This window comes from Alkalibacterium indicireducens, from assembly GCF_039522005.1.
GTDB lineage: Bacteria > Bacillota > Bacilli > Lactobacillales > Carnobacteriaceae_A > Alkalibacterium > Alkalibacterium indicireducens.
Genome location: NZ_BAAADA010000116.1, coordinates 1 through 19,975 on the forward strand (window position 1 = coordinate 1; position 19,975 = coordinate 19,975).

Annotated in this window: 20 protein-coding genes; all 20 read right to left on the reverse strand. The window is 42.6% G+C overall.

The annotated features are described in order from the left end of the window. Nucleotides 1–165: 165 nt before the first annotated feature. Nucleotides 166–1,401: an arginine deiminase gene (gene arcA / locus ABFX15_RS07135; RefSeq protein ID WP_346024776.1), complete on the reverse strand. Its 1,236-nt coding sequence runs from the start codon at nt 1,399–1,401 to the stop codon at nt 166–168. A gap of 103 nt (nt 1,402–1,504) precedes the next feature. Continuing rightward, nucleotides 1,505–1,810 carry a YtxH domain-containing protein gene (locus tag ABFX15_RS07140; protein ID WP_346024777.1) on the reverse strand — a complete coding sequence of 102 codons (306 nt, stop codon included), beginning with the start codon at nt 1,808–1,810 and terminating at the stop codon, nt 1,505–1,507. 12 nt (nt 1,811–1,822) lie between these two features. Continuing rightward, complete coding sequence (locus tag ABFX15_RS07145) at nt 1,823–3,079, reverse strand: aspartate aminotransferase type Ic (protein ID WP_346024778.1); 1,257 nt, start codon at nt 3,077–3,079, stop codon at nt 1,823–1,825. Between the two features lie 121 nt (nt 3,080–3,200). Beyond that, the gene (gene nth, locus ABFX15_RS07150; RefSeq protein ID WP_346024779.1) at nt 3,201–3,839 is read right to left on the reverse strand and encodes an endonuclease III; all 639 of its coding nucleotides are present in this window, start codon (nt 3,837–3,839) and stop codon (nt 3,201–3,203) included. A 34-nt stretch (nt 3,840–3,873) separates the two neighbouring features. Next, the gene (locus ABFX15_RS07155; protein WP_346024780.1) at nt 3,874–4,587 is read right to left on the reverse strand and encodes a DnaD domain protein; all 714 of its coding nucleotides are present in this window, start codon (nt 4,585–4,587) and stop codon (nt 3,874–3,876) included. Between the two features lie 102 nt (nt 4,588–4,689). Further along, a complete protein-coding gene (asnS, locus tag ABFX15_RS07160) occupies nt 4,690–5,985 on the reverse strand; it encodes an asparagine--tRNA ligase (protein ID WP_346024781.1) in 1,296 nt (431 codons plus the stop codon). A 20-nt stretch (nt 5,986–6,005) separates the two neighbouring features. Beyond that, on the reverse strand, nt 6,006–6,479 hold the full coding sequence (locus ABFX15_RS07165) for a cell wall elongation regulator TseB-like domain-containing protein (protein ID WP_346024782.1): 474 nt from the start codon (nt 6,477–6,479) through the stop codon (nt 6,006–6,008). An 81-nt stretch (nt 6,480–6,560) separates the two neighbouring features. Continuing rightward, nucleotides 6,561–9,365: a helicase C-terminal domain-containing protein gene (locus tag ABFX15_RS07170; protein ID WP_346024783.1), complete on the reverse strand. Its 2,805-nt coding sequence runs from the start codon at nt 9,363–9,365 to the stop codon at nt 6,561–6,563. 41 nt (nt 9,366–9,406) lie between these two features. Then, a complete protein-coding gene (locus ABFX15_RS07175) occupies nt 9,407–10,618 on the reverse strand; it encodes a CCA tRNA nucleotidyltransferase (protein WP_346024784.1) in 1,212 nt (403 codons plus the stop codon). Between the two features lie 52 nt (nt 10,619–10,670). Then, on the reverse strand, nt 10,671–11,012 hold the full coding sequence (locus ABFX15_RS07180) for a nucleotide pyrophosphohydrolase (RefSeq protein WP_170230997.1): 342 nt from the start codon (nt 11,010–11,012) through the stop codon (nt 10,671–10,673). A 24-nt stretch (nt 11,013–11,036) separates the two neighbouring features. Beyond that, on the reverse strand, nt 11,037–11,606 hold the full coding sequence (locus tag ABFX15_RS07185) for a ReoY family proteolytic degradation factor (RefSeq protein WP_346024785.1): 570 nt from the start codon (nt 11,604–11,606) through the stop codon (nt 11,037–11,039). A gap of 44 nt (nt 11,607–11,650) precedes the next feature. Then, a complete protein-coding gene (locus ABFX15_RS07190) occupies nt 11,651–12,913 on the reverse strand; it encodes a tetratricopeptide repeat protein (RefSeq protein ID WP_346024786.1) in 1,263 nt (420 codons plus the stop codon). A 112-nt stretch (nt 12,914–13,025) separates the two neighbouring features. After that, a complete protein-coding gene (locus ABFX15_RS07195) occupies nt 13,026–13,574 on the reverse strand; it encodes a hypothetical protein (protein ID WP_346024787.1) in 549 nt (182 codons plus the stop codon). Continuing rightward, nucleotides 13,571–14,113 carry a hypothetical protein gene (locus tag ABFX15_RS07200; RefSeq protein ID WP_346024788.1) on the reverse strand — a complete coding sequence of 181 codons (543 nt, stop codon included), beginning with the start codon at nt 14,111–14,113 and terminating at the stop codon, nt 13,571–13,573. The genes ABFX15_RS07195 and ABFX15_RS07200 overlap by 4 nt, the downstream gene beginning before the upstream one ends. Beyond that, nucleotides 14,110–15,183 (reverse strand): type IV pilus biogenesis protein PilM, encoded by a 1,074-nt coding sequence (gene pilM / locus ABFX15_RS07205; protein WP_346024789.1) that lies wholly within the window; start codon nt 15,181–15,183, stop codon nt 14,110–14,112. The genes ABFX15_RS07200 and pilM overlap by 4 nt, the downstream gene beginning before the upstream one ends. Before the next feature lie 54 nt (nt 15,184–15,237). Continuing rightward, the gene (locus tag ABFX15_RS07210; RefSeq protein WP_346024790.1) at nt 15,238–15,990 is read right to left on the reverse strand and encodes a prepilin peptidase; all 753 of its coding nucleotides are present in this window, start codon (nt 15,988–15,990) and stop codon (nt 15,238–15,240) included. A 66-nt stretch (nt 15,991–16,056) separates the two neighbouring features. Further along, entirely contained in the window at nt 16,057–16,395 is a 339-nt protein-coding gene (locus tag ABFX15_RS07215; RefSeq protein WP_346024791.1) for a prepilin-type N-terminal cleavage/methylation domain-containing protein, read from the reverse strand. A gap of 414 nt (nt 16,396–16,809) precedes the next feature. Continuing rightward, a complete protein-coding gene (locus tag ABFX15_RS07220) occupies nt 16,810–17,235 on the reverse strand; it encodes a hypothetical protein (protein WP_346024792.1) in 426 nt (141 codons plus the stop codon). Nucleotides 17,236–17,542: 307 nt separating this feature from the next. Beyond that, a complete protein-coding gene (locus ABFX15_RS07225; protein ID WP_346024793.1) occupies nt 17,543–19,135 on the reverse strand; it encodes a putative bifunctional diguanylate cyclase/phosphodiesterase in 1,593 nt (530 codons plus the stop codon). A 169-nt stretch (nt 19,136–19,304) separates the two neighbouring features. Next, nucleotides 19,305–19,949, reverse strand: a complete 645-nt coding sequence (locus ABFX15_RS07230; protein ID WP_346024794.1) for a hypothetical protein — start codon at nt 19,947–19,949, stop codon at nt 19,305–19,307. Between the last annotated feature and the right edge of the window lie 26 nt (nt 19,950–19,975).

A 19,975-nucleotide genomic window follows, 5' to 3' on the forward strand; every position in this document is an offset into this window, starting at 1 on the left:
CTCTCCTTTGAACTCATATAGTTGGGTTCATTATACAATAAAGAACCCTATAAAATAGAGAACGAATAAGGTTTTTTTATCCGTGTCTATTCTATAGGGTCCAGTTTAATTTGATCTGCTGTGGTCAGGTGCTTTTTATCAACTCATTACTGTTACCGACTTAACTTATTCTGATTCACGAAGAAGCGGCATACTCATGCATCGTGGGCCCCCGCGTCCGCGGGACAGCTCACTTGAAGGAATTTCGACGACTTTTATTCCATTTTTACGCAGCAGATCGTTGGAGACATAGTTACGGTTATAAGTGATAACCACGCCTGGTTTGACTGCTAACGTATTTGAGCCATCGTTCCACTGTTCTCTAGGAGCAGCGATCGGGTCGCCTCCTCCACATGGGATGAGGTTGATTTCAGGCATGTTCAGCACATCTTTCAGGAGATCAGTCAAGTCTGTATGATGTGAGACCTTGATCTGTCCTTCCACTTTAGAAGGTTCCAGCATATAGATTGACATTTTTTTGTCCAGATCCTGTATACCGGGATGGATCGTAAATGCATCTTTATCCACCATTGTAAATACTGTGTCCAGGTGCATCATTGCTCTGACATGTGGAATTTCGATTGCAAGGATCTTTCTGAACTTACTCTGCTTGTCAAAAAGTGAATGAGCCAGTTCTTCGATGGCCCGACCAGATGTGCGCTGGGAGACACCTATGGCAAGGACATCCTCACTTAAAACAAGGATATCTCCACCTTCGATCGACGTATCCGAATTGCGGTCACGCCAAATCGGCAGCTGATCCCCTTTAAAATCTGGATGATATCTTGCGATCGTTTCCATAAACAGTGATTCTCTTTTTCGGGCTTCGCAGGTCATTTTATTGATGGACATGCCTTTACCTAATGTGGAGGCAATGTCTCTCGTATAATAAAGATTAGGCATGGGCTGCATCAGAAACAGATCCTGATCCTGCCGATCGGTCAACCATCCAAGCGAACGAGACTGAATGTCAAGCTTATCCGTTCTTACTCCTGCCATCATCGTATCGACCATATCTTTCGTATTCATTGACAGCAAGTAGTCTGATAAGGTGTCTTTAACATCTTTGATGTATATACCTGACTCTTTGATTATCTGATCAACTAAAGTCTGATGCCCCTGTTGCGCATCAAGGGCTTCCGCCACCAGTTCTTCCAGGTAAACAACTTCAGATCCGTTGTCCTTCAAGGCTTCTGCAAATGCATCATGTTCCTGCTGTATGATCGGCAGATAAGGGATGTCATCAAAGAGCAAGTCTTCCATAGTTGAAGGAATAAGGTTTTCCACTTCCCGTCCTGGACGTTTTAATAGAACGGATTTCAGCGGATCGATTTCTGAATTGATATTGAATAGTCTTGGCATAGTGTCCTCCTGATAAGCTTTAGTATAGATATTTAAAATATAGTATAAATATTCATTCAAGTACAAATGGAAAGAGAAAAGATTGCTCTTCTCCCTTTCCTTCTTATTCTTCTACAAATACATCTGGTGATTCTGTATAGTCTGGTGCAAGAGCTACGTTTTCAGGTTTGTGTTCGTAGCGGATCGGTTCATTGTAACCATCATCTTCAGCCGTTTTCTGTTCCAGCCACATTTCTGTCTCCATCAATGCCTCATCAAGATGATCGACTGCTTTGCTCTTAGTTTCCTGAGCCTTCGTTTTCAGTTGTCTCTGAAAGTCTTCTCCTGACTGTGGTGCAAAAAGATAAGCTGCTGCTGCTCCAGCTAAGGCACCCAATGCCATTCCTATTCCGAAACTACCTTTTGACATGCTGTTTTCCTCCTAGTTAGTAAGTGATTTTTCCAGTGACACAAGTTCTATGCAGGTACACAATGCTTCCATTGCAATTTCCAGATCATCTAGTTTGGCAAAACTTGGAGCCAGTCTGATGCTGTTATCCTTAGGATTGATGCCATAAGGGTATGCGGCATTTGCAGGAGTCAATTCGATCCCGATCGCTTTCATTTTTTCAACGGTATCTGTTGCACAACCGTCCTGAGTAGTCAGATGAATGAAATAGCCGCCTTCAGGTTTGGTCCACTGAACAAACGTGGATCGGTCTCCGGAAAAGTACGCAGAAAGAATCGTATCGACCCAGTCAAATTTAGGTGAAAGAATTTCAGCGTGCTTTTCCATGTGCTCCTCGATCGTTTCTCGGTCTTTCAGAAACAGGACATGGCGCATCTGATTGATTTTATCAAAACTGATGATCTGCTTACTGAACTCAAGAGCCAGTTCGTTGATGCGTGCTTCTGATGCACCCATAGCCGCTACGCCAGACCCGGGAAGTGTCATTTTAGAAGTAGACACATACTGTATCACCCGGTTCTCATTTCCAGCTTCTTTACACGCTTTCAGGAGATCTGCAGCTTCTTTCTTATGATCAGTCAAGTGGTGAACGACATACGCGTTGTCCCATAGGATAATGAAATCCTCGTAAGCCGTGAACATATTCGCCAGACGGGCGACTGACTTATCGGAAATCGTTTCTCCAGTCGGGTTATTGTATGTAGGCACTACAAACATCCCTTTTATCGCCGGATCCTGTGCAACCAGTTTTTCAACTGTTTCCATATCAGGACCCTGACCGGTCAGCTCGACCGGAATCATTTCTATACCTAGATGATCCAGCATGAACCAGTGCCTGTCGTATCCTGGACTCGGACAGATAAATTTGACCTTTTCTTCTTTTGACCACGAGTCTTTAGCTGTGTACATGAAGTGCACAAGTGTTGCATACATCAGCTGAAGACTGGAATTGCCTCCGACAAAGGTTTCCTCCACTTGTGTATTCAACAGGGTACCGAAAAGTTCCCGAGCTTCTTTTAGACCAAAGAGCCCTCCATAGTTTCTTATGTCAAGTTCATCTTCACTATACCAGTTTTCGATGCGTGTTTCAATTAATAAAGCTTCAGAAAGCTTCAACTGATCTGTTGAAGGGATCCCTCTGGCGATAGTGATGTCAAAGGGTCGATTTTTATACAGAGCATACTGAGATCTCAACTGCTCCAGACGTTCACTTATTTCTTCAATAGACATGACATTTCTCCTCTCGTTGCCCTGCACTTAGCAGAAAGCAGACTAGCTAGTCATCATTATACCTTATCTTAGAAGATTTTAAAAACGACGCATCAGTGCTGATAGTTGACTGACCCGCTCTCTACAAAACTTCCTGGATTTTGCGCACGCATTCATCATGATCATGCGCCCTTGCCGGACACTGATAGCGACCGAAAAAGATCATCCGGTGATGCGCAATACTCCATAGTTCTCGCGGCAGTTTTTCCATCAGGATCTCTTCGACTTGTTTGACTGTCGCTTTTTGAGAACAGATATTGAATCGTTTACTGATACGTTCCACATGGGTATCGACGGCAATAGCCGGTTCGTCAAAGGCCACACTCATGACGACATTGGCTGTTTTTCTGCCGACGCCAGCCAGACTTTCAAGTTCTTTGTGTGTTCTCGGCACTTCGCCGTTAAAGCGGACGACCAGGTCTTCTGAACATTTCTTTAAAAACTTAGCTTTATTGCGGTATAGTCCGATCGTCTTGATTTTGTCCATGATTTCTTCCACTTCAGCTTCCATCATCGCCTCAGGATTCGGATAAGCTTCAAATAGCTGGGGCGTCACTTTGTTTACTCCTACATCAGTAGTCTGTGCACTCAGTATGACAGCTATCAGCAGTTCGAAAGTATTTTTATGTGTCAGTTCAGCTTTCGCATCAGGGTACAAAACACCCATTGCCTCGATCAGTTTGGTGGTTTCGGTCGCATTCAGTAATTCTGGTTCTTTCATCCCAGCATTCTCTCCTTATTCTGTCGTCATGTTCTCAAGTATTGTCATTATTCTTCAGCCAGTTATACATCGGCACGGGTTTTTCTTCGTCATCATTTTCACTATCTGACGAATTGGTAGACTGATTCTGTCTGTGCCGTCTGGACTCTTTCTCGACCTGCTCTTTTGTGCGAATGTTTTTCTTTTCCCATGTCAGCAGGATCCTGTCGATGTATTTCAGGCTGTATACCTGGCTCAATACAGCTTCACGCAAAGCTGCTTCAATCAGTTCGATTGGATAATCATCTTCGTTCAGCCACATATCAAGGGTCTGAATTTCTATTGCGGACAATCCTCTGCCGAATTCTTCTTCAAACAAACGGTAAAGATCTTTGGAAGACAGCTCTTCTTTTTCTTTCTTCACAGTTTTCGACTGTTCTTCCTGCAAGTAAACAAGTTTCTCGTATAACAGATCAAATGAGAATTCATCCTGAGTCTTTCCTTCTTCATTTATGCTGGTCTCTATTGTAATAATTTTCTTAGTCATCAGCTGGTGAATTGCTTTGTATGCTTCTTCCCTTGATACATCCAGTCGTTCTGCAAGCAGTTGACTGTCAGGAAAGCGCTGGCCGTTTTCAACTAGAGAAAGAAGCTGAATGAGAACAACCAGATCAGTATTTGTCAGCCCCAGATCTTTATAATGCATCAGCAATGGATTAGGGATAAGTGTCTGACCGGCTTTTATCCACTTTATAAGGTCTTCAGCCATATTTCGGCTCCTTTCTAACTTTTCCTCACAATCAATGAGGTTCATTATTTAAAAAAAGGACTGGGTAAAATGCCCAATCCTTTTTATTGCGGTCACTGCTTCTTATGGATAAATACGGTTCAATAGACGTGGGAACGGTATGGCTTCACGGATATGTTCAGTTCCGCTGATCCAAGTCACCGTACGCTCTAGTCCCAGTCCGAAACCGGAATGAGGGACACTGCCGTATTTGCGCAGATCCAGATACCATTCATATTCACTGACGTCCAGGTCGAACGCTTCAAGCTGCTTACGCAGGGCATCATAGTCATCTTCACGCTGAGATCCCCCTATGATTTCGCCGTATCCTTCTGGAGCAATAAGGTCTGCACATAAGACGATATCTTCACGAGTCGGATGTGGCTTCATGTAAAATGGCTTGATTGCTTTCGGATAGTTCAGGATAAAGACAGGCTTATCGAACTGTTCAGCGATAAAAGTCTCTTCTGGTGATCCGAAGTCTTCTCCCCAGGTCACGTCAAAGTCATTTTTATTCAACAGCTCAACTGCTTCATCATAAGAGATTCTTGGATAAGGCAGAGACGTGTATTTTTTCAGTAGGTCTTTATCACGCTCAAGAACATCCAGAGCTTGATCACAGTTATCCAGGACACTCTGGACAAGATAAGCGACATATTGTTCCTGAATTTCCAGAGAATCGTCCTGATCCATAAAGGCCATTTCAGGTTCAATCATCCAGAATTCGATCAGGTGACGACGGGTCTTGGATTTTTCTGCCCGGAAAGTCGGACCGAATGAAAAGACTTTGCCAAGAGCCATAGCTCCTGCTTCCATATACAGCTGCCCACTTTGAGACAGGAAGGCATCTCTGTCAAAGTATTCTGTGTGGAAGAGTTCAGTCGTGTTTTCTGCCGCACTACCAGTCAGGATTGGCGGATCGATTTTAGTAAAGCCTTCTTTATTGTAGAACTCATACGTTGCACGGATGATTTCATTTCTGACCTGCATCACTGCATGCTGCTTTGAAGATCGCAGCCATAAATGACGGTTATCCATAAGAAACTCGGTACCATGTTCTTTCGGCGTTATCGGATAATCAACTGACTCGCCGATCAATTCCAAGCTGTCGACATGTATTTCATAGCCGAATTTAGAACGTGTGTCTTCCTGAATTGTTCCTTCGACCCAGACGGAGCTTTCCTGCGTAATGTTTTTAGCTGTCTGAAACACTTCCTCAGAAACTTCACTCTTAACAACAACCCCCTGGAAAAAGGCTGATCCGTCCCGTAGATTCAGAAAGGCAATTTTCCCGCTTGAACGCTTATTGGCAATCCATGCCCCAATTCTTACTTTCTCTCCGACATGCTTACGCGCTTCTATTATCTGTACTTTCTTCACGTTAATAATTCCCTTCCGATTTAAATATTATCAATGGTACGCAGCCATTCACCTGTCTGCAGATTGACGATATAATAGCCTAACCTGTCATTCTCGTTGCGGTAGCTGATTTCCCAGACCGGTGTATCGTCGATCATGCCGATCCGTGCATTTAAAATCTTGACTGGATCTCTGGCTTCCCGAGTCATTCTAACTGCTTCCTGTTCAGAAATAGTATTTTCTGCAGAGAAAGAAGTGATCTGACCCCCATCTTGTTGAACGATATAAATACGTTCTTGTCCTTCTTCATTCGTTCCAGTCACCGTCAGGTAGGTTTCCGTTCCGTTAAACCAGTGAAAGTCCGATACCTGGTCTAGGTTCGTCCGTTCCCTGACAAATGCGACCGTATCTGCTTGTGCACGAGTATACGTTATGGTCGATCGCTGATATAAAACAATCGTTCCGATAATTATCAGACTCAATGTAATGGCGAGACCAATTATAATTTTTTTCACTTGTCTCTCCTCAATCTGTTTCCATTTATTTCAACTTCTCTAGTATAGCAAATGACACTGGAGAAATAAATATCTGGGTCATTAATCTTTGCCTTCAGTTTGTCCGAAAAATGTCCGAGTTTCGTCTATGATCTTGTCAAGCGGATATTCTTCCAGCACCAGTCCTTCAGGCAGCGAGTCGGTAAATGCAGAGCCGTAACTCGAATCAATAATCCGTCTATCCAGAACGATCCAGATGCCTTTATCATGAACTGATCGGATCAGTCTGCCGATTCCCTGCTTGAACTTCATTACAGCTCTAGGTAGAAGGTCATGTACAAAGGGGTTCTGTCCCTGATCGCTCAATAGCTGGTGCCTGTGCTTGACCAACGGCATATCTGGAGAATCGAACGGCAGTCGAGTCAAAATGACCAGTTTCAGTTCATCTTCTGGAAAATCTACCCCTTCCCAAAAACTGTCGGCCCCAAGCACGACTACTTCTCGTGCCTTTTTCACCTGCTTGGCTATTTTTAAAGGGGTGCCTGAAATGTTCTGTGCAAGGATAGTCTTTCGGTTCAATGTCGGACGATTTTTCAGAAGCTGATAGACGGCCTGAATCGTTTCCTGGGACCGGAAAAGGATCAGCGTGTTCTCATTGGTCTGTTTAAGTATGTCTTCAAGTTGTCCAGCCAGATTGGAAGCATACGCACCTCGTTTTAAATGGCCGACTGCTGTCTGCTGATCTGGAACAAATAGTCTCCCTTGCTTCTGATAATCAAACACAGAATCAAAGCTGCTGAATTCAGCCTGCTCAAGACCGAGTGCCAGCTGAATATAGCTTGTCGATCCTTTAACAGACAGGGTGCTGCTCGTTAACACAAGATGATCGACTGCATGCAGCCTGTTCTGGAGCAGTTCTCTGCTTCCATGATTATACTTGTAGAATGTCAATGTACTCCACGGTGAGCGGGAATAAAACCTCATACCTGTCAGGCTGCCTTTTTCCTGCTTGAAAAAAAGTTCGGTAAATGTCTCAGATAAATGCTGAATACGGTCTATGACGAGCTGAAGACGAGACGCCAGTCGTCTGATTTCTTTAGGCATCGATTCTATTTCTGCTTCAAGCAGTTCAAGAATCTGATTGCCCATATAAATCGTTTCATCGATCGTAGCTTTTAACCGTTTATTATCTTTTTTCAATCCGACTGAAAGAGCATTTAATTCGATCTTATGATCTTTCCATTCGACAACTGTGTCGGAGTAGTCATCTGACTGACGAATGCGGGCGATCCATGAGTCGGACCATTCCTGCCATTCTTCATTTAGGATATGAGCCGCTGACTCCAGAAATCTGATCTGATAATCTTTAACAGGACTATCCGCTGCCGCATCCAGCTGATTAAGAATGGAATCTTCTTTGTCGAGTGATCCAATCTGCTTGAGATCCTTGACGAGTGAACTGACTCTTAATGAAAGTGTAGCACTCTGATCAATGACATCCGGTAAATGATGGGCTTCGTCAATAATGACAGTCCCACCTTGAATAATAGGCTGAGCCTTTTTCCAGTCAGCCAGCAGATAGGCATGATTGGCTATGATGATCGCTGATTCTTCGAGACGTCTGTTTCTACGGTGTAAGAACTCATACGATTCAAAAACAGGAAGAGGAGTCAGGCGTTCTGAGGGTCGAATATCCTTCCAGAATGCATGAGCCATATGTGCTCCGGACCCGATTTCTTCAAGGTCACCCTCGGTTGTTTCAGTCAGCCAAACTAGTATTTTCATGCAGAAAATGGCTTCTGTATGAGTAGCTGCTGTGTTTCTCCATTTTCTGTAAAAAGCTGAAAGTGAAAGATAATGAAACTCACTCTTGGCTACAGCTACTGCTTTGGAGAACGGCATCTTCTGATTGAGCACAGGAACGATATCGGCTGAAAGCTGCTTTTGAAGAATTTTAGTATAAGTAGAAATGATTATTTTATTCTCTTTTGAAGCTAAGTAGTAAGATGGAAAAAGGTAACCATACGTTTTTCCGGAACCCGGAGCAGCCTCAATGAGCTGTGTATAGTTTGGAGTATCTTTTTTCAAGTAATTGAATAAGGTATTCATCATCTCAGACTGGCCGCTTCGCCAGTCAAGACCGATCTGAGATAAAACAGACCTTTTCTCCTCTTCCTTATAGGGATAGACAGGCTGTTTTCTGTACTGTTCCTGAACAGTCGGACTGATGGGCTTCTTGATAGCCATATCCCCCACAATCATAAGAGAGTCACTTAAGTCACAGGGATTCTTCATCATATCATCAAGAGCATCTCTGAAAAACAAAGCCGTTTCAGCTGTAGTACTGGGTGAAAGGTCTGCGAGAGACTCAATAGTAATCAGAGGAAGGCTTCTGACTTTGTCATCCAGTTTATTCAAAAGAAATACCGTTGCTTCTGCATCAGATAACGCGTTATGGGCGTGCTCAAGTGTATAGCCAAGGGATGCAGTCAACTCCTTGAGCTGGTAACTGTCCTCAGAAGGATAAAGGATCTGAGCCAGCTCTACTGTATCAACAGCCGGTATACTGAGCGGTTTTAAACCGGCTCTTTCAAGACATTCATTTAGAAACTGAAAATCAAACCCTACATTATGTGCAACGAAAATCGTGTCTTCCAGCAGGTGTCGGATCACATGAGCGATGTCTTCGAAATATGGTGCAGTCGCCAGATCCTGAGTGGTAATTCCTGTCAGGTCTCTGATGGTTCTGCTGACCTTGCGTGAAGGGTTGACGAATGTATCGAAAGACTGAATGATGTCACCGTTTCTGACCAGAACACAGGCGAACTGGATCATTCTTTCATCTCGACCGATACTGGCACCCGTCGCTTCGATATCGACGACAGCGTATAACTGATCTTTTTTCATAAGCCCCCTCTTTTCTATCTCTTCATACTGGCGTAAAATCGTCAAATGTATTTATTTTCTTTGAGCCAGTTTAGAATAGGCCCGGTTTTATTTTCAACAGCACCCAAAACCACAGCTTTTTCAGCAACTTGAATCGCTTCTCCGAGCCATGGCCCACCTCTACTGTCCGTTTCTTCCATGATAATCCGTCCGTTTACGGCCAGTTCTTCACGTGACTGGATAGGCAGTGTAAGAATAAGGCGTGCAGCAGTACGCTTATCGAATGGAAGATTCAGCATCTGTAAAAGATCTTCCGCCTCCCAGATTAATGGTGGAGTATAAGTGTAGACAATATAATGATTCAACGGGTAGTGATGGCGGTATAATATCAGTTCCAGCAATTTGACGCTGTCAGTAATCAACTGGTTGGAGAGACGCCAATATTTAAGGAAGGCCGTTGCTTCTTTGGAATCATTTATTCCCATGAAATAAAGCAGCAATGCCCAGACATGCCGCTCTTTCTTAAGTGGTTTGGAAATAAGTGAGAAGCGTCTCAGCGCTACTTTTCCGTACTTCATACCAGGGCAATGGGCATAAAGACTTGTTGCAAAAAAGGCTTCCATCCCCTGGAGGACATACTCTCCCATAGCCATTTTTACAAATTCCACCTGAATACGCTCGACGGCAATGTTTTCAAGCAGGTGCGCATTAACCACAATCGCATAAAACGTATCAGCCTCAAGCTGAAAGCCGAGCTGAGAGGCAAATCGAACCGCCCGCATCATCCGCAGGGCATCTTCGTGGAACCGTTCTTCGGGCTTGCCTACTGCACGGATGATCTGTTCCTTCAGATCACGCTCCCCGTCAAAGAAATCCTGGATGTTTCCTTTGTTATCCATTGCGAAAGCATTGATTGTCAGGTCACGTCGCTTCAAGTCTTCTTCTAAAGAGCGCACAAAAGTGACCGAATCAGGACGTCTGTAATCTTGATACGTCGATTCGGTCCGAAATGTAGTAACTTCATAACTTTCATCGTCCAGCAGCACCATGACTGTTCCATGCTCGATTCCTACATCAACAGTCCGTTTGAACAGCCGTTTAATTTCTTCAGGAAAGGCACTCGTTGCAATATCAACGTCATTGACTGTTTTTCCAAGGAGGGCATCTCTGACACTGCCTCCGACGAAGTATGCTTCAAAACCCGCAGCCTGAAGTGTCTCCAGAACGGGCAGAGCTTTCTCGAATTCTCCTTTTACTGGTACTTTCAAGGTCATATATACGGGGTACAAATCAGTGACGCATTCTACCCCTTCTCTCCTTTATCACTTAACTGTCTGCTTCGTTCCTGCCATCATGACGTTCGAAACGGTACGCATCTCTACTTTGAAACTTGTCCATGATGGCGTCGAACGAATCAGATAGGTCGATATCTAAAGAGTTGGCAAGACTGATCAGAACGAACAGGACATCGCCAAGCTCTTCTTCGACCCTTTTTTCCTCTTCGGACTCTTTTTTCTGTTTTTCACCATACCGATGATTAACTTCTCTTGCCAGTTCGCCCACTTCTTCAGTCAAACGAGCTAGCTGCCCTAATGGTGTAAAGTATCCAGTCTTGAACTGACTGATATAGTCATCAACCTGTTTCTGCATGTCTGTCATGTCAGTCATCTGTTTACTCCTTAGCTGATGGTTTCAGGAGGACGAGACACCATTCTCCATTTTTTCTTCGATATGTTTTAGTTCTTCTACCAGGGAGTAAAAATTATCCCGGTTATCTGTTTCGAGTGCACGATCGATATCTTCCAGCACCTGCTCGCGCTGTTTCTGAAGATAAAAGGTATCGACCGCTTCGTCTACCTGTTCATCGATCTCAGAAGTCATGCGGTCGTTCCATTTTGCATAAGGGTTGTCTTCGAGAATTGCTGCATATTCAGGTGACAGCAGCGAATCCTGGAAAAGCAGTTCGATATACAAGTCTGTATGCCAGTTCAGCCTGACTTCGTGGAAAGCCTGCTCCGGGTGGTCATATTCCTGACCATCCTTATAGAACCGGAACGCTTCATCTTCTGTGCCAACAGTCGCCATTCTAATTCCACGAGGAGTTTTATTCGCTTCTTCTACAAACTTTGTCTTGTTGAGTACAATGTCATGATTGAGTAGATAGTTTAAAATCCACATCGATTCTCTGCGTTTCATCTGATAGCGCTGCAAAAACCATTTGAGAAATTTCTTCTTGTCTTTTAACTGTACGCGACTATACATGTAAACTCCCCTCCTTTTCTATGCTCACTTATATTATACCAAAATTATAGCGTGTCTTCATACTTAATCCACTCACGCACTTCCATGTCATCCGGTTTCAGTTCGAGGTAACGTCTGGCTGTATTAATAAACCCTGCTCTGTCTCCATCTTCCCGAAGGAATACGGCATAGTCTTTTAGAAAGTCAGCATTGTCACTCAGATACACAGCTGCCTTATCATAGTAGTCTCTGGCTTCTTCAAAGGCTTCTTCTTCATTATAAGCAATAGCCGCATACCAGAACAGCTGCGGGTCTTCTTCTCCACTCGCAAGGACCGGTTCAAACACGGCAAGTGCTTCTTCAAAGGCCTGCTCCCCGAAAAGGACTTGCACATACTCCAGAATCATTGTGATATTATCAGGGTCAAGCGCAATTGCTTCCTGATAAAACTGACGTGCCTTGTCCGAATCTCCAAGAATCTTGGCTGCTTCTGCGCCCATCGCATACAAGGAAGCATTCTGCCGGTCGTAAAAGAGCCCTTCTTCCACTTGTTCCAGCGCACGTTTTTCATCAGCAAGTTCAAGAAACCCTTTGGCCAGATAACTGTAGACGGACGTGTAGCTAGGGTCCAGTTCCTTAACTTTGAAGAAATGGCTGTTTGCCGTATCGTAGTCCTTTTTCTGAAAATACACGAGACCAAGCTGGAAAAGATGATCGCTCGTCTCCTGCAAATCAACAGCTTCTTTCAAGTAATCTATAGCAGAATCAAGGTCTCCTATCGCCGCATAAGCATTTCCCAGCCGTCCATTGAGACTGGTCCCGGCGAATTCAATATGGTTTGTGACAATCAGTTTTTCGTAATGAGTAATGGCCTCTTTATACTTCCCACTGGCAAAAAGCAGTTCTCCCAGTGCGAATTCGATTACCGGTTCTTCAGGCAGCAAAGTTCTTGCTTCTTCAAGCTTCTGTCTCGCTACTTCCGGTAGGTCCAGCACTTGATAGTAGTCCGCTGAAACCAGAAGCGCCTGGACATAATATGGACTGTCCTTATCTACTTTTTCGATCCACTCAAAGGCTTCCAGTTCATTGCCTTCTTCGATCGCTATCTCAGCCAAGGTCAGTTTCAGCCCCTCTTCATCGGGATGTGCTGTCAGCAGATGCTGAACAACCTGCTTCGTTTCATTTAAAAACCCCAGATCGAATAAGGTTTCAACTAGTGCAAACAAATCTTCATCCGAATCGTCTGCAATTGCCCGATCCAGCAAGAGTTCTGCCTTTTCGAGTTCTTCGTTCTGAAGTGCATCGATCATTTCTTTTGAGTACGACATCCTGACATCCCTTCTTTCCTGTCTCTTTTTATTATCTTATCATATCTAAGGTCTGATTTACTATATCAAAAAAACAGTTCAAACCAGCTAAGGGTTCAAACTGTTTCTCGGCTTACTGTCCAGCATCTGTATGATAATACACGTCAATTAGAACACTCCCGCTCAAAAGATCTTCGCTTTCTCTCTGATAGGAGAGCTGATAGCTGTTTAAGAGTCGGTCCTGCTGATTCATGGTGGCCAGCATGCCTCTAATATTAGAGGCTTCTGAGCTTTCGAATTCAATCTGATAAACTGAATGAACATACCGGTCATTGAGTCCTTCAACAGGCTGCTCGTCGTTCAGGCGTGAGATCTGACGCAGTTTGACGTCATTTGACTCTGCCGCAAACTGGATCAGGACAATGACTTCGTTGATCGTTTCTCCTTCAGGAATGAAGCGCGATGAGTCAGCATAAGCCTCTTCCAGCTCATTAAGATCCTGTTCAGAAGGCGGGAAAGCATCCAGGAGCGATTCCTGCTCACTGACGATAGCTGCGGAGTTTTCCGCAGTAGCCCTTACCGGTTCAATAAAATATCTGTTTCCATAATAGAACAGAGCAATCAGAATCATGATAAGGGTCAGCATCACCAGAAGGGATTCTCTAGTCCATTTGATGATCATTGCACTTCCCCCTCTTCTTTCAGAATCTGCTCATCGATGTCCAGTGTCAGTTCGATCAGATGACCGGCATCCTCCCCCTGATTTTCGAGACGAGTCATGTGCACTCGGGTGACATAGGGAAGCTCTTCAAGATCGGCTATTAATTCTGCACTTTCTTCTACTAATGACTGGTCCAGCTGTACCATCAGCTCATTCGTTTCGGTTAAAGTGAATGTCACAACCGTTTCTTCGCTGTCAGGAATCACACTGGAGATGTCATCAGTCAGATAGACTAGAGGATACTGATTGTCCTCCAGCACTGTAATAGCCTGCTCATTCATCGTGATTGCCCGGTCTACTCTAGACATTTCCCGGGCCACTGACACTTCCTCGGAACGCTGCTGGAGAAGCTGCATACTGTGCTGATCTTGTCGAATGTAGAGCCCGTGCATCAGATAGAAATAGATTCCTATTAGTATAACTCCGGCAAAAAAGAAAACAACCATCAGATGAGGAAGCACATTTCTAGCTTTCTTCTCAAAAAAATTGATCTCGATCATTTGGCCACTTCCCCTTCGTCCTCAACAGTCAGATTCTCTACTTTCCTGAATCCTCTTCCTACCTTTTTATGTTTAGTTCCTAGGCTCTCCTTTGAGGCCCCGAACAGGGATTGCCCCGACTTAGGCTCTTTTAACGACAAACCGTACAGGACAGAGTCAGCCTGTACAAATTGGGAAGGAAGATCGACCAAGCTTATTTTGACAGTGAAACGTTCATCTAGCAGGCGTTTCAAACGGTCAAGATCCGGGAAATAACCGCTCAGCACGATAGCTGAAACGCTGTCTTTTCCATCCATAACGGAATAGCGGTAAAAATCCATAAACCGCTCCAGACCATTCAGCTGGTCCTCCAGATTATCTGTCAGTTCTTCATCCGTGCTTTTCCATTCCCACTTACCTTCTCTCGTCAGGTTCCATGATTCCATGAGTCTCTGAGATCGCGTATGCCTGTTGAATTGTGGGATTCCTTTATTGAAGACTGTGATCGAGGTATCCACTGGATTCCACTGCAGAACCATGACATGATCCTCTTCTTTGGCTTTAATCTGAGTCTGCTGGTCTAGAATTCGGTAGACACAAAGAGACGAAATATCTGCCACTTCCGGTTTCAAAGACACTCCTTCCAGAAGGTCCAGATAATGACGAACCTGATCTCCAGGATAAGCGGCAAGAAAAAGCGTCTGAGTCGTTTCATTCCTTCTGATGACTTCATAATCCACTTTCGGGTGATCAAAAGGCAGACGAATCGACTGGTTGATATGTAGATTCAAGTAATCTTTGATCTCATTTGAAGCAAGCTGAACTGGAATGTCTTCCTCACGAATCGTGACAAAATCGTCTGGGAGAACGATGGACACCTTCGCATTTTTCCATTTCTTTTCTTTGATGAGTGCATCGATCCGGGCCTGAAGAAGCGGCACATTAGTCAGTCTGCCTTCCTGAACAATAGCTGTATCAAAAACAAGTTCGTCTTTTTCAATGAGTGTTTTTCTCTGACTGTCCATCACCAGATACTTGATACTGCGTTCAAGAAACTGCATGAACAGATGTGGTTTGGCTTTAAATAACATAATGATTCCTCCAGAAGTTCTTCATGTCAATCTATCAATTTCAGTAGATACTGTTCAAAACAATGAAATATACCAGCCGATCAACGGTTCTCCAATAAAGAAGACAGTCAATGCCGCCAGCCCGATATATGGCCCGAAAGCGATACGAGACTTCTTGCCGAGGCGTTTGACCTTCATTGTAATGAGCCCCCCTATACTGCCGAACAAAGTAGAAAGGAAGAATAACAACAGAAAGTGATATAATCCAAAAACAAAACCAAATAAGGTAAAATACTTCAGATCACCAACACCCATGCCGCCTTTAGAGACTAAGATAATTATCAGGACGAGTATGAAGGCGACGGCTGCACCGATGCCTGATATGTAAAAAGGGTTAAGCGGAAAGAACAGACGATACATAAGAAACAGCGGACTGAAAAAGAGCAGGAGCCTGTTTGGTATCCGCTTATATTCAATGTCCGATACAGTTATCGGAATAATTAGACTGATCAGTAGGAGGCCCAGAACCATTCGGTTAGTGAATCCGAAGAAATAGTAATTTAACGCAAATAATATGCCGGTCGCCAGTTCCATCAGTGGATAGATTAGAGAGATATGTTCATAGCATCCTCGACACTTCCCCTTTTGAATAAGATATGAGAAAACCGGGATCAGCTCTTTCCAGTTCAGTGTCCGCTGGCACGTATCACAGTATGACCGTTTTTCACTGAAAAGGGATTTCGTAGGAACACGAAGGCCCACCACGTTGAAAAACGAGCCGAAGATCAAGCCATATAAAAAGAAAAATACTATGAAAAATATGTCCATTATTTACTCCTATGTAGTAAGAAAGACCCCGAGTGGGGGTCTTTCTTTTATAATTAATCGTTAATTCTATGTCCGGAGTTCTGCTCCTCCAGTATCGGTTCTGTCTACCATTCGAGTATTATCACTAGATAGATTTCCATCGCTAGGATCGAGGTAGTTTTCTTCTACGAGGGTACCTACGCTAACTTCTGTTGCTCCATCGTTTTGAGTGAAGTATAGTCGCGCAGCGTCTTCGATTAGTGCATTTTCAGCTGTTTCTGCATCTGTATTTGCTCTGCTAATAACTCCACCAATTGCTGGAATTGCAATAGCTAGAATAATACCCAATATAACTATAACCGCCAGCAGTTCAACTAGTGTAAATCCGTCTTCTTTTTTCATCATCTGTCTGATTTTGTTTCTCATTTTATCATCCTCCTAATTTTTTCTTTATATTTTCATCCAGACTTAACAGAACATAAACACGATTGGGATGGCCGTGGTGAACTACCCACCACTTAAATCCTCCGGATTTTGAAGTGGGGGCTTCCTACGAACTCCATTCTTGTCTGCACAGGTTTCATGCAGACAGAGGAATCGGATATGGGTAGGCTCAAAAGGCAGTCCCTGCCTCATAGGTTTTCTTTTACTTGGCTAACGCCAAGGAATACTCAGTAGGCTTGGTTGTCGCCTATATAGACTTGGTTATCGTCTATATATAAAGTATACCAAATGAGAATGACATTAACCACTTCAAGCTATCGCTTGACCGAAATTCATCTCCCACTTTCACTGGTGCTTCGCACCCATACGCTTAGAAGTGGAAGACTTCTTTCGGAATTACGTTAAACTGAAACTAGACATCCCGCCATCTGATACCATAGGTAAAACAGTGTAATAAGCAAATGCCGACACTAATGATAGAAGCTGAAACATGAGCAGGTTAAGGGGATACCGGTAATGTTCATCGCTTTTTATATTAGAACGCAGCATTAATGCAAGTAAAGCCAGGGTGGTTACAACAATTTCTGCAAATAATCCATAAATAATAAATACGGCTACTGAGACTCCATTTGTTAGAAATAAAATTGATTTTTCAGTATGTATTGGATAAAAGGAGACTAACAGACAAAGCATAACAAAAAACATATAGTCTACAGACCATACCTGTTCCAGAGAAAACGTCGGTAAAGCCAGATAAAAAATCAAAGGAGAAAGGATGAAGAACGAGAGCCATATGCCCCCTTTTTTCTTTACTGATACCATGCTGTTTCCTCCAACATTAAATTATTTTTAGAATTTTTTCATTAAAGCTAGTTTATCTATAAATATTAAGTCCGTCAATTATTCTTAATTCAAAATATCTGTTAGGATGTAAAGGCTTAATATGAATTGAAACATTAAAAACAACTTGTACATTTTCTAGTTAACCTTATATTAATTGTTAAGATAGATGAAAACTTTTGTGCTATTTTGTTCAATTATAACAAATATTAATAAAAAACACTCAACAAAATTAGTCAGACGTATATTAACATCATGAGACTTCTTTTATTGAGCATCTTTAAACTGTTCAGTTTTGTAATTTAAGTTTAGTTAGTCTAGTGACCTCAGCTGGTGACACAGGTTTACTAAAAAAGTAACCTTGACCATATTCACAAGCATTCTCTTTAAGAAAGTTCGATTGTTCTATGTTTTCAATACCTTCAGCAATAATCTTGAAATCCAAACTCTTACCCATTTGTATCATTGTTTTGACTAATGAAGCAGTGTTTTCCTTGGAAACAACATGATCAATAAATGATTTGTCGATTTTAACAATGTCGATAAATACATTATTGAGAACACTTAGTGATGAATACCCTGTTCCAAAATCGTCTATCGCAACGTTGACGCCAATGTGATGAAGATCCTTAATGACACGGTTCGCGTGTTCAACATCCTGCATGACACTTTCAGTGATTTCAACAATGAAGTTTTTCGCATCTACTTCATATAATTCCAGAACATTCTTTATTCGAGTAACAAAATAGGTGTCTTCAAACTGCATGGCGGATACATTGACGGCAATATGTAAATGCATATCCTCTTTCTGCCATTCTTTGGCCTGTCTGACGGCTTCATAAATGACCCAGTAGCCAATTTCGTTGATCATGCCCGACTCTTCAGCAATAGGAATGAATTCTGCTGGTGAAACAGTGCCTAAAATAGGATGATCCCATCTAAGTAGAGCCTCCACACCGATGATTTTTTCATCATTCATTCTTACTTTCGGCTGATAGACAAGGTACAGTTCATTATGAAGCAGTGCCTCTTTCAGCCCGAATTCAATTCGTCGCTTACGTTCAATAGCTGCAGCATCATCTGTCATGAACAGATGGTAATTATTTTTACCAGTTCTCTTGACCTTATACATGGCGATCTCCGCCTGCTGCATCAGAGCTTCCATATCCTGAGCTGTTTCAGGATATCGACTGATTCCAACACTGGCAGTAACATAAAATGTCGATCCGTTGACCTTGAACGGCTTAGTAAACAAGTCGATGATGTCTCTAGCCAGGCTGATCGTCTGTTTCTCAGTTACATCTTCTATGAGAATATAAATTTCATCTTCACTTTCTCTGGCAATTACCGCTCGCTGACCTAAAAGAGTTCGAAGGCGCTCAGTAATTTTTATCAAGACCAAATCTCCTGCCTGTCGCCCATGAAGCTCATTGATGATTCTGAATCGATCAATATCCAGCATAAATATGGCTACTTCCACGTCAGCATCTCTCGTCGCATGTAAAGACAAGCGTTCCTGGAAATCTTTCATTAGTTTCACTCTGTTTGGAAGCTTTGTAAGCATGTCGAAGTATTTGACTTGATTCAACTCATGTTTTTTCTTCTCTATTTCTTGTATCCACTCAGTTTTCTTTCCTCTTGAAGAAAACAGCTTGTTTTTCAGTTTCTGAATCCAGCCAAAAGCTATAACTTTTTCATTCTGATCCTCTGGAAACTTAAGCGGATCACTTACGATTGAATATATGTATGGTGCCTTGAAAAAGTTTTTAGTTGCAATAAACAAGATGCCCAACGCAACTAACACAAATAAATACTCGACATAAAGCGAGTTATTCACTTGTCCTTTCATAATTTCAGTGGCCCATCCAGAGATGATTGTCATACGATTCTGTGCTCCTTTTACATAACCAGCTCAGCAGCTCAGCAGCTCGATAATTATGCAGTTTAATACGTATATTGTATAACTAGGTATAGTTTATCATACTTTAATCATTAAATTTCTAGATAATTTAAAAATTAATCATACTGATGTACTATATATATTTTTTCCTCTAAACTAAAATTTTACTTTTGATAACAGACTCAAGTTCTTTAAATTGAAGCGTTATTTCGTGAATATCCTGAGATATCTGAGCAATAAGTCTTTCTCCTCCTGCGACTACCAGATAACCCCCTACTACTGCAAACAGGTACAGCACCGCCATGATGCTGAATTCTACAGGGTCACTGATCATTGTATAATCAAGAGAAACGATCAAGCCCAGATTGAGTGCGCCCAGGCCTCCTGAAAGATAAAGAACTTTCTTATCCAAGTAAAGCATGGACAATATCAGGTACAGAAACAGAACGGTCCAGGCTGTTCTTGTATATAAGGTTGAACTAATTGCTATAGGCAATGCATACATCAGGCCGATAGTAATAAATTTTCCATAGGATTTCTGTCCGAATACTTTTAATGACAGGAACATCAGTACCAGAATTACTGCAGTATAACTTAGAAAAGCAAGGAAATTGTCCTGCTCGATCCAGTCCATTACTGAAAATAAATACACAATAGGATAAGCACTAAGTACCATTCCGATCATAATATAAGTCATCAATTTGTTTGCTTTTACATTGAACGACTCTTTCATATTAAGGTTTGATTCTGATTCATTAAATAACTTTTTTGGAGCCGGTACAGCAGCTGTCTTCATTTAATTACACTCCTTCTATAGTCTTC

Bases quoted from the DNA above. Each gene is read 5' to 3' on its own strand.
- ABFX15_RS07230 (WP_346024794.1), bottom strand. From the start codon at position 19,949: ATGAAGACAGCTGCTGTACCGGCTCCAAAAAAGTTATTTAATGAATCA.
- ABFX15_RS07175 (WP_346024784.1), bottom strand. From the start codon at position 10,618: ATGACCTTGAAAGTACCAGTAAAAGGAGAATTCGAGAAAGCTCTGCCC.
- ABFX15_RS07215 (WP_346024791.1), bottom strand. From the start codon at position 16,395: ATGAGAAACAAAATCAGACAGATGATGAAAAAAGAAGACGGATTTACA.
- ABFX15_RS07185 (WP_346024785.1), bottom strand. From the start codon at position 11,606: ATGTATAGTCGCGTACAGTTAAAAGACAAGAAGAAATTTCTCAAATGG.
- ABFX15_RS07195 (WP_346024787.1), bottom strand. From the start codon at position 13,574: ATGATCATCAAATGGACTAGAGAATCCCTTCTGGTGATGCTGACCCTT.
- ABFX15_RS07155 (WP_346024780.1), bottom strand. From the start codon at position 4,587: ATGGCTGAAGACCTTATAAAGTGGATAAAAGCCGGTCAGACACTTATC.
- ABFX15_RS07200 (WP_346024788.1), bottom strand. From the start codon at position 14,113: ATGATCGAGATCAATTTTTTTGAGAAGAAAGCTAGAAATGTGCTTCCT.
- ABFX15_RS07220 (WP_346024792.1), bottom strand. From the start codon at position 17,235: ATGGTATCAGTAAAGAAAAAAGGGGGCATATGGCTCTCGTTCTTCATC.
- ABFX15_RS07140 (WP_346024777.1), bottom strand. From the start codon at position 1,810: ATGTCAAAAGGTAGTTTCGGAATAGGAATGGCATTGGGTGCCTTAGCT.
- arcA (WP_346024776.1), bottom strand. From the start codon at position 1,401: ATGCCAAGACTATTCAATATCAATTCAGAAATCGATCCGCTGAAATCC.
- pilM (WP_346024789.1), bottom strand. From the start codon at position 15,183: ATGTTATTTAAAGCCAAACCACATCTGTTCATGCAGTTTCTTGAACGC.
- ABFX15_RS07190 (WP_346024786.1), bottom strand. From the start codon at position 12,913: ATGTCGTACTCAAAAGAAATGATCGATGCACTTCAGAACGAAGAACTC.
- ABFX15_RS07180 (WP_170230997.1), bottom strand. From the start codon at position 11,012: ATGACTGACATGACAGACATGCAGAAACAGGTTGATGACTATATCAGT.
- ABFX15_RS07225 (WP_346024793.1), bottom strand. From the start codon at position 19,135: ATGACAATCATCTCTGGATGGGCCACTGAAATTATGAAAGGACAAGTG.
- ABFX15_RS07210 (WP_346024790.1), bottom strand. From the start codon at position 15,990: ATGGACATATTTTTCATAGTATTTTTCTTTTTATATGGCTTGATCTTC.
- ABFX15_RS07145 (WP_346024778.1), bottom strand. From the start codon at position 3,079: ATGTCTATTGAAGAAATAAGTGAACGTCTGGAGCAGTTGAGATCTCAG.
- nth (WP_346024779.1), bottom strand. From the start codon at position 3,839: ATGAAAGAACCAGAATTACTGAATGCGACCGAAACCACCAAACTGATC.
- ABFX15_RS07170 (WP_346024783.1), bottom strand. From the start codon at position 9,365: ATGAAAAAAGATCAGTTATACGCTGTCGTCGATATCGAAGCGACGGGT.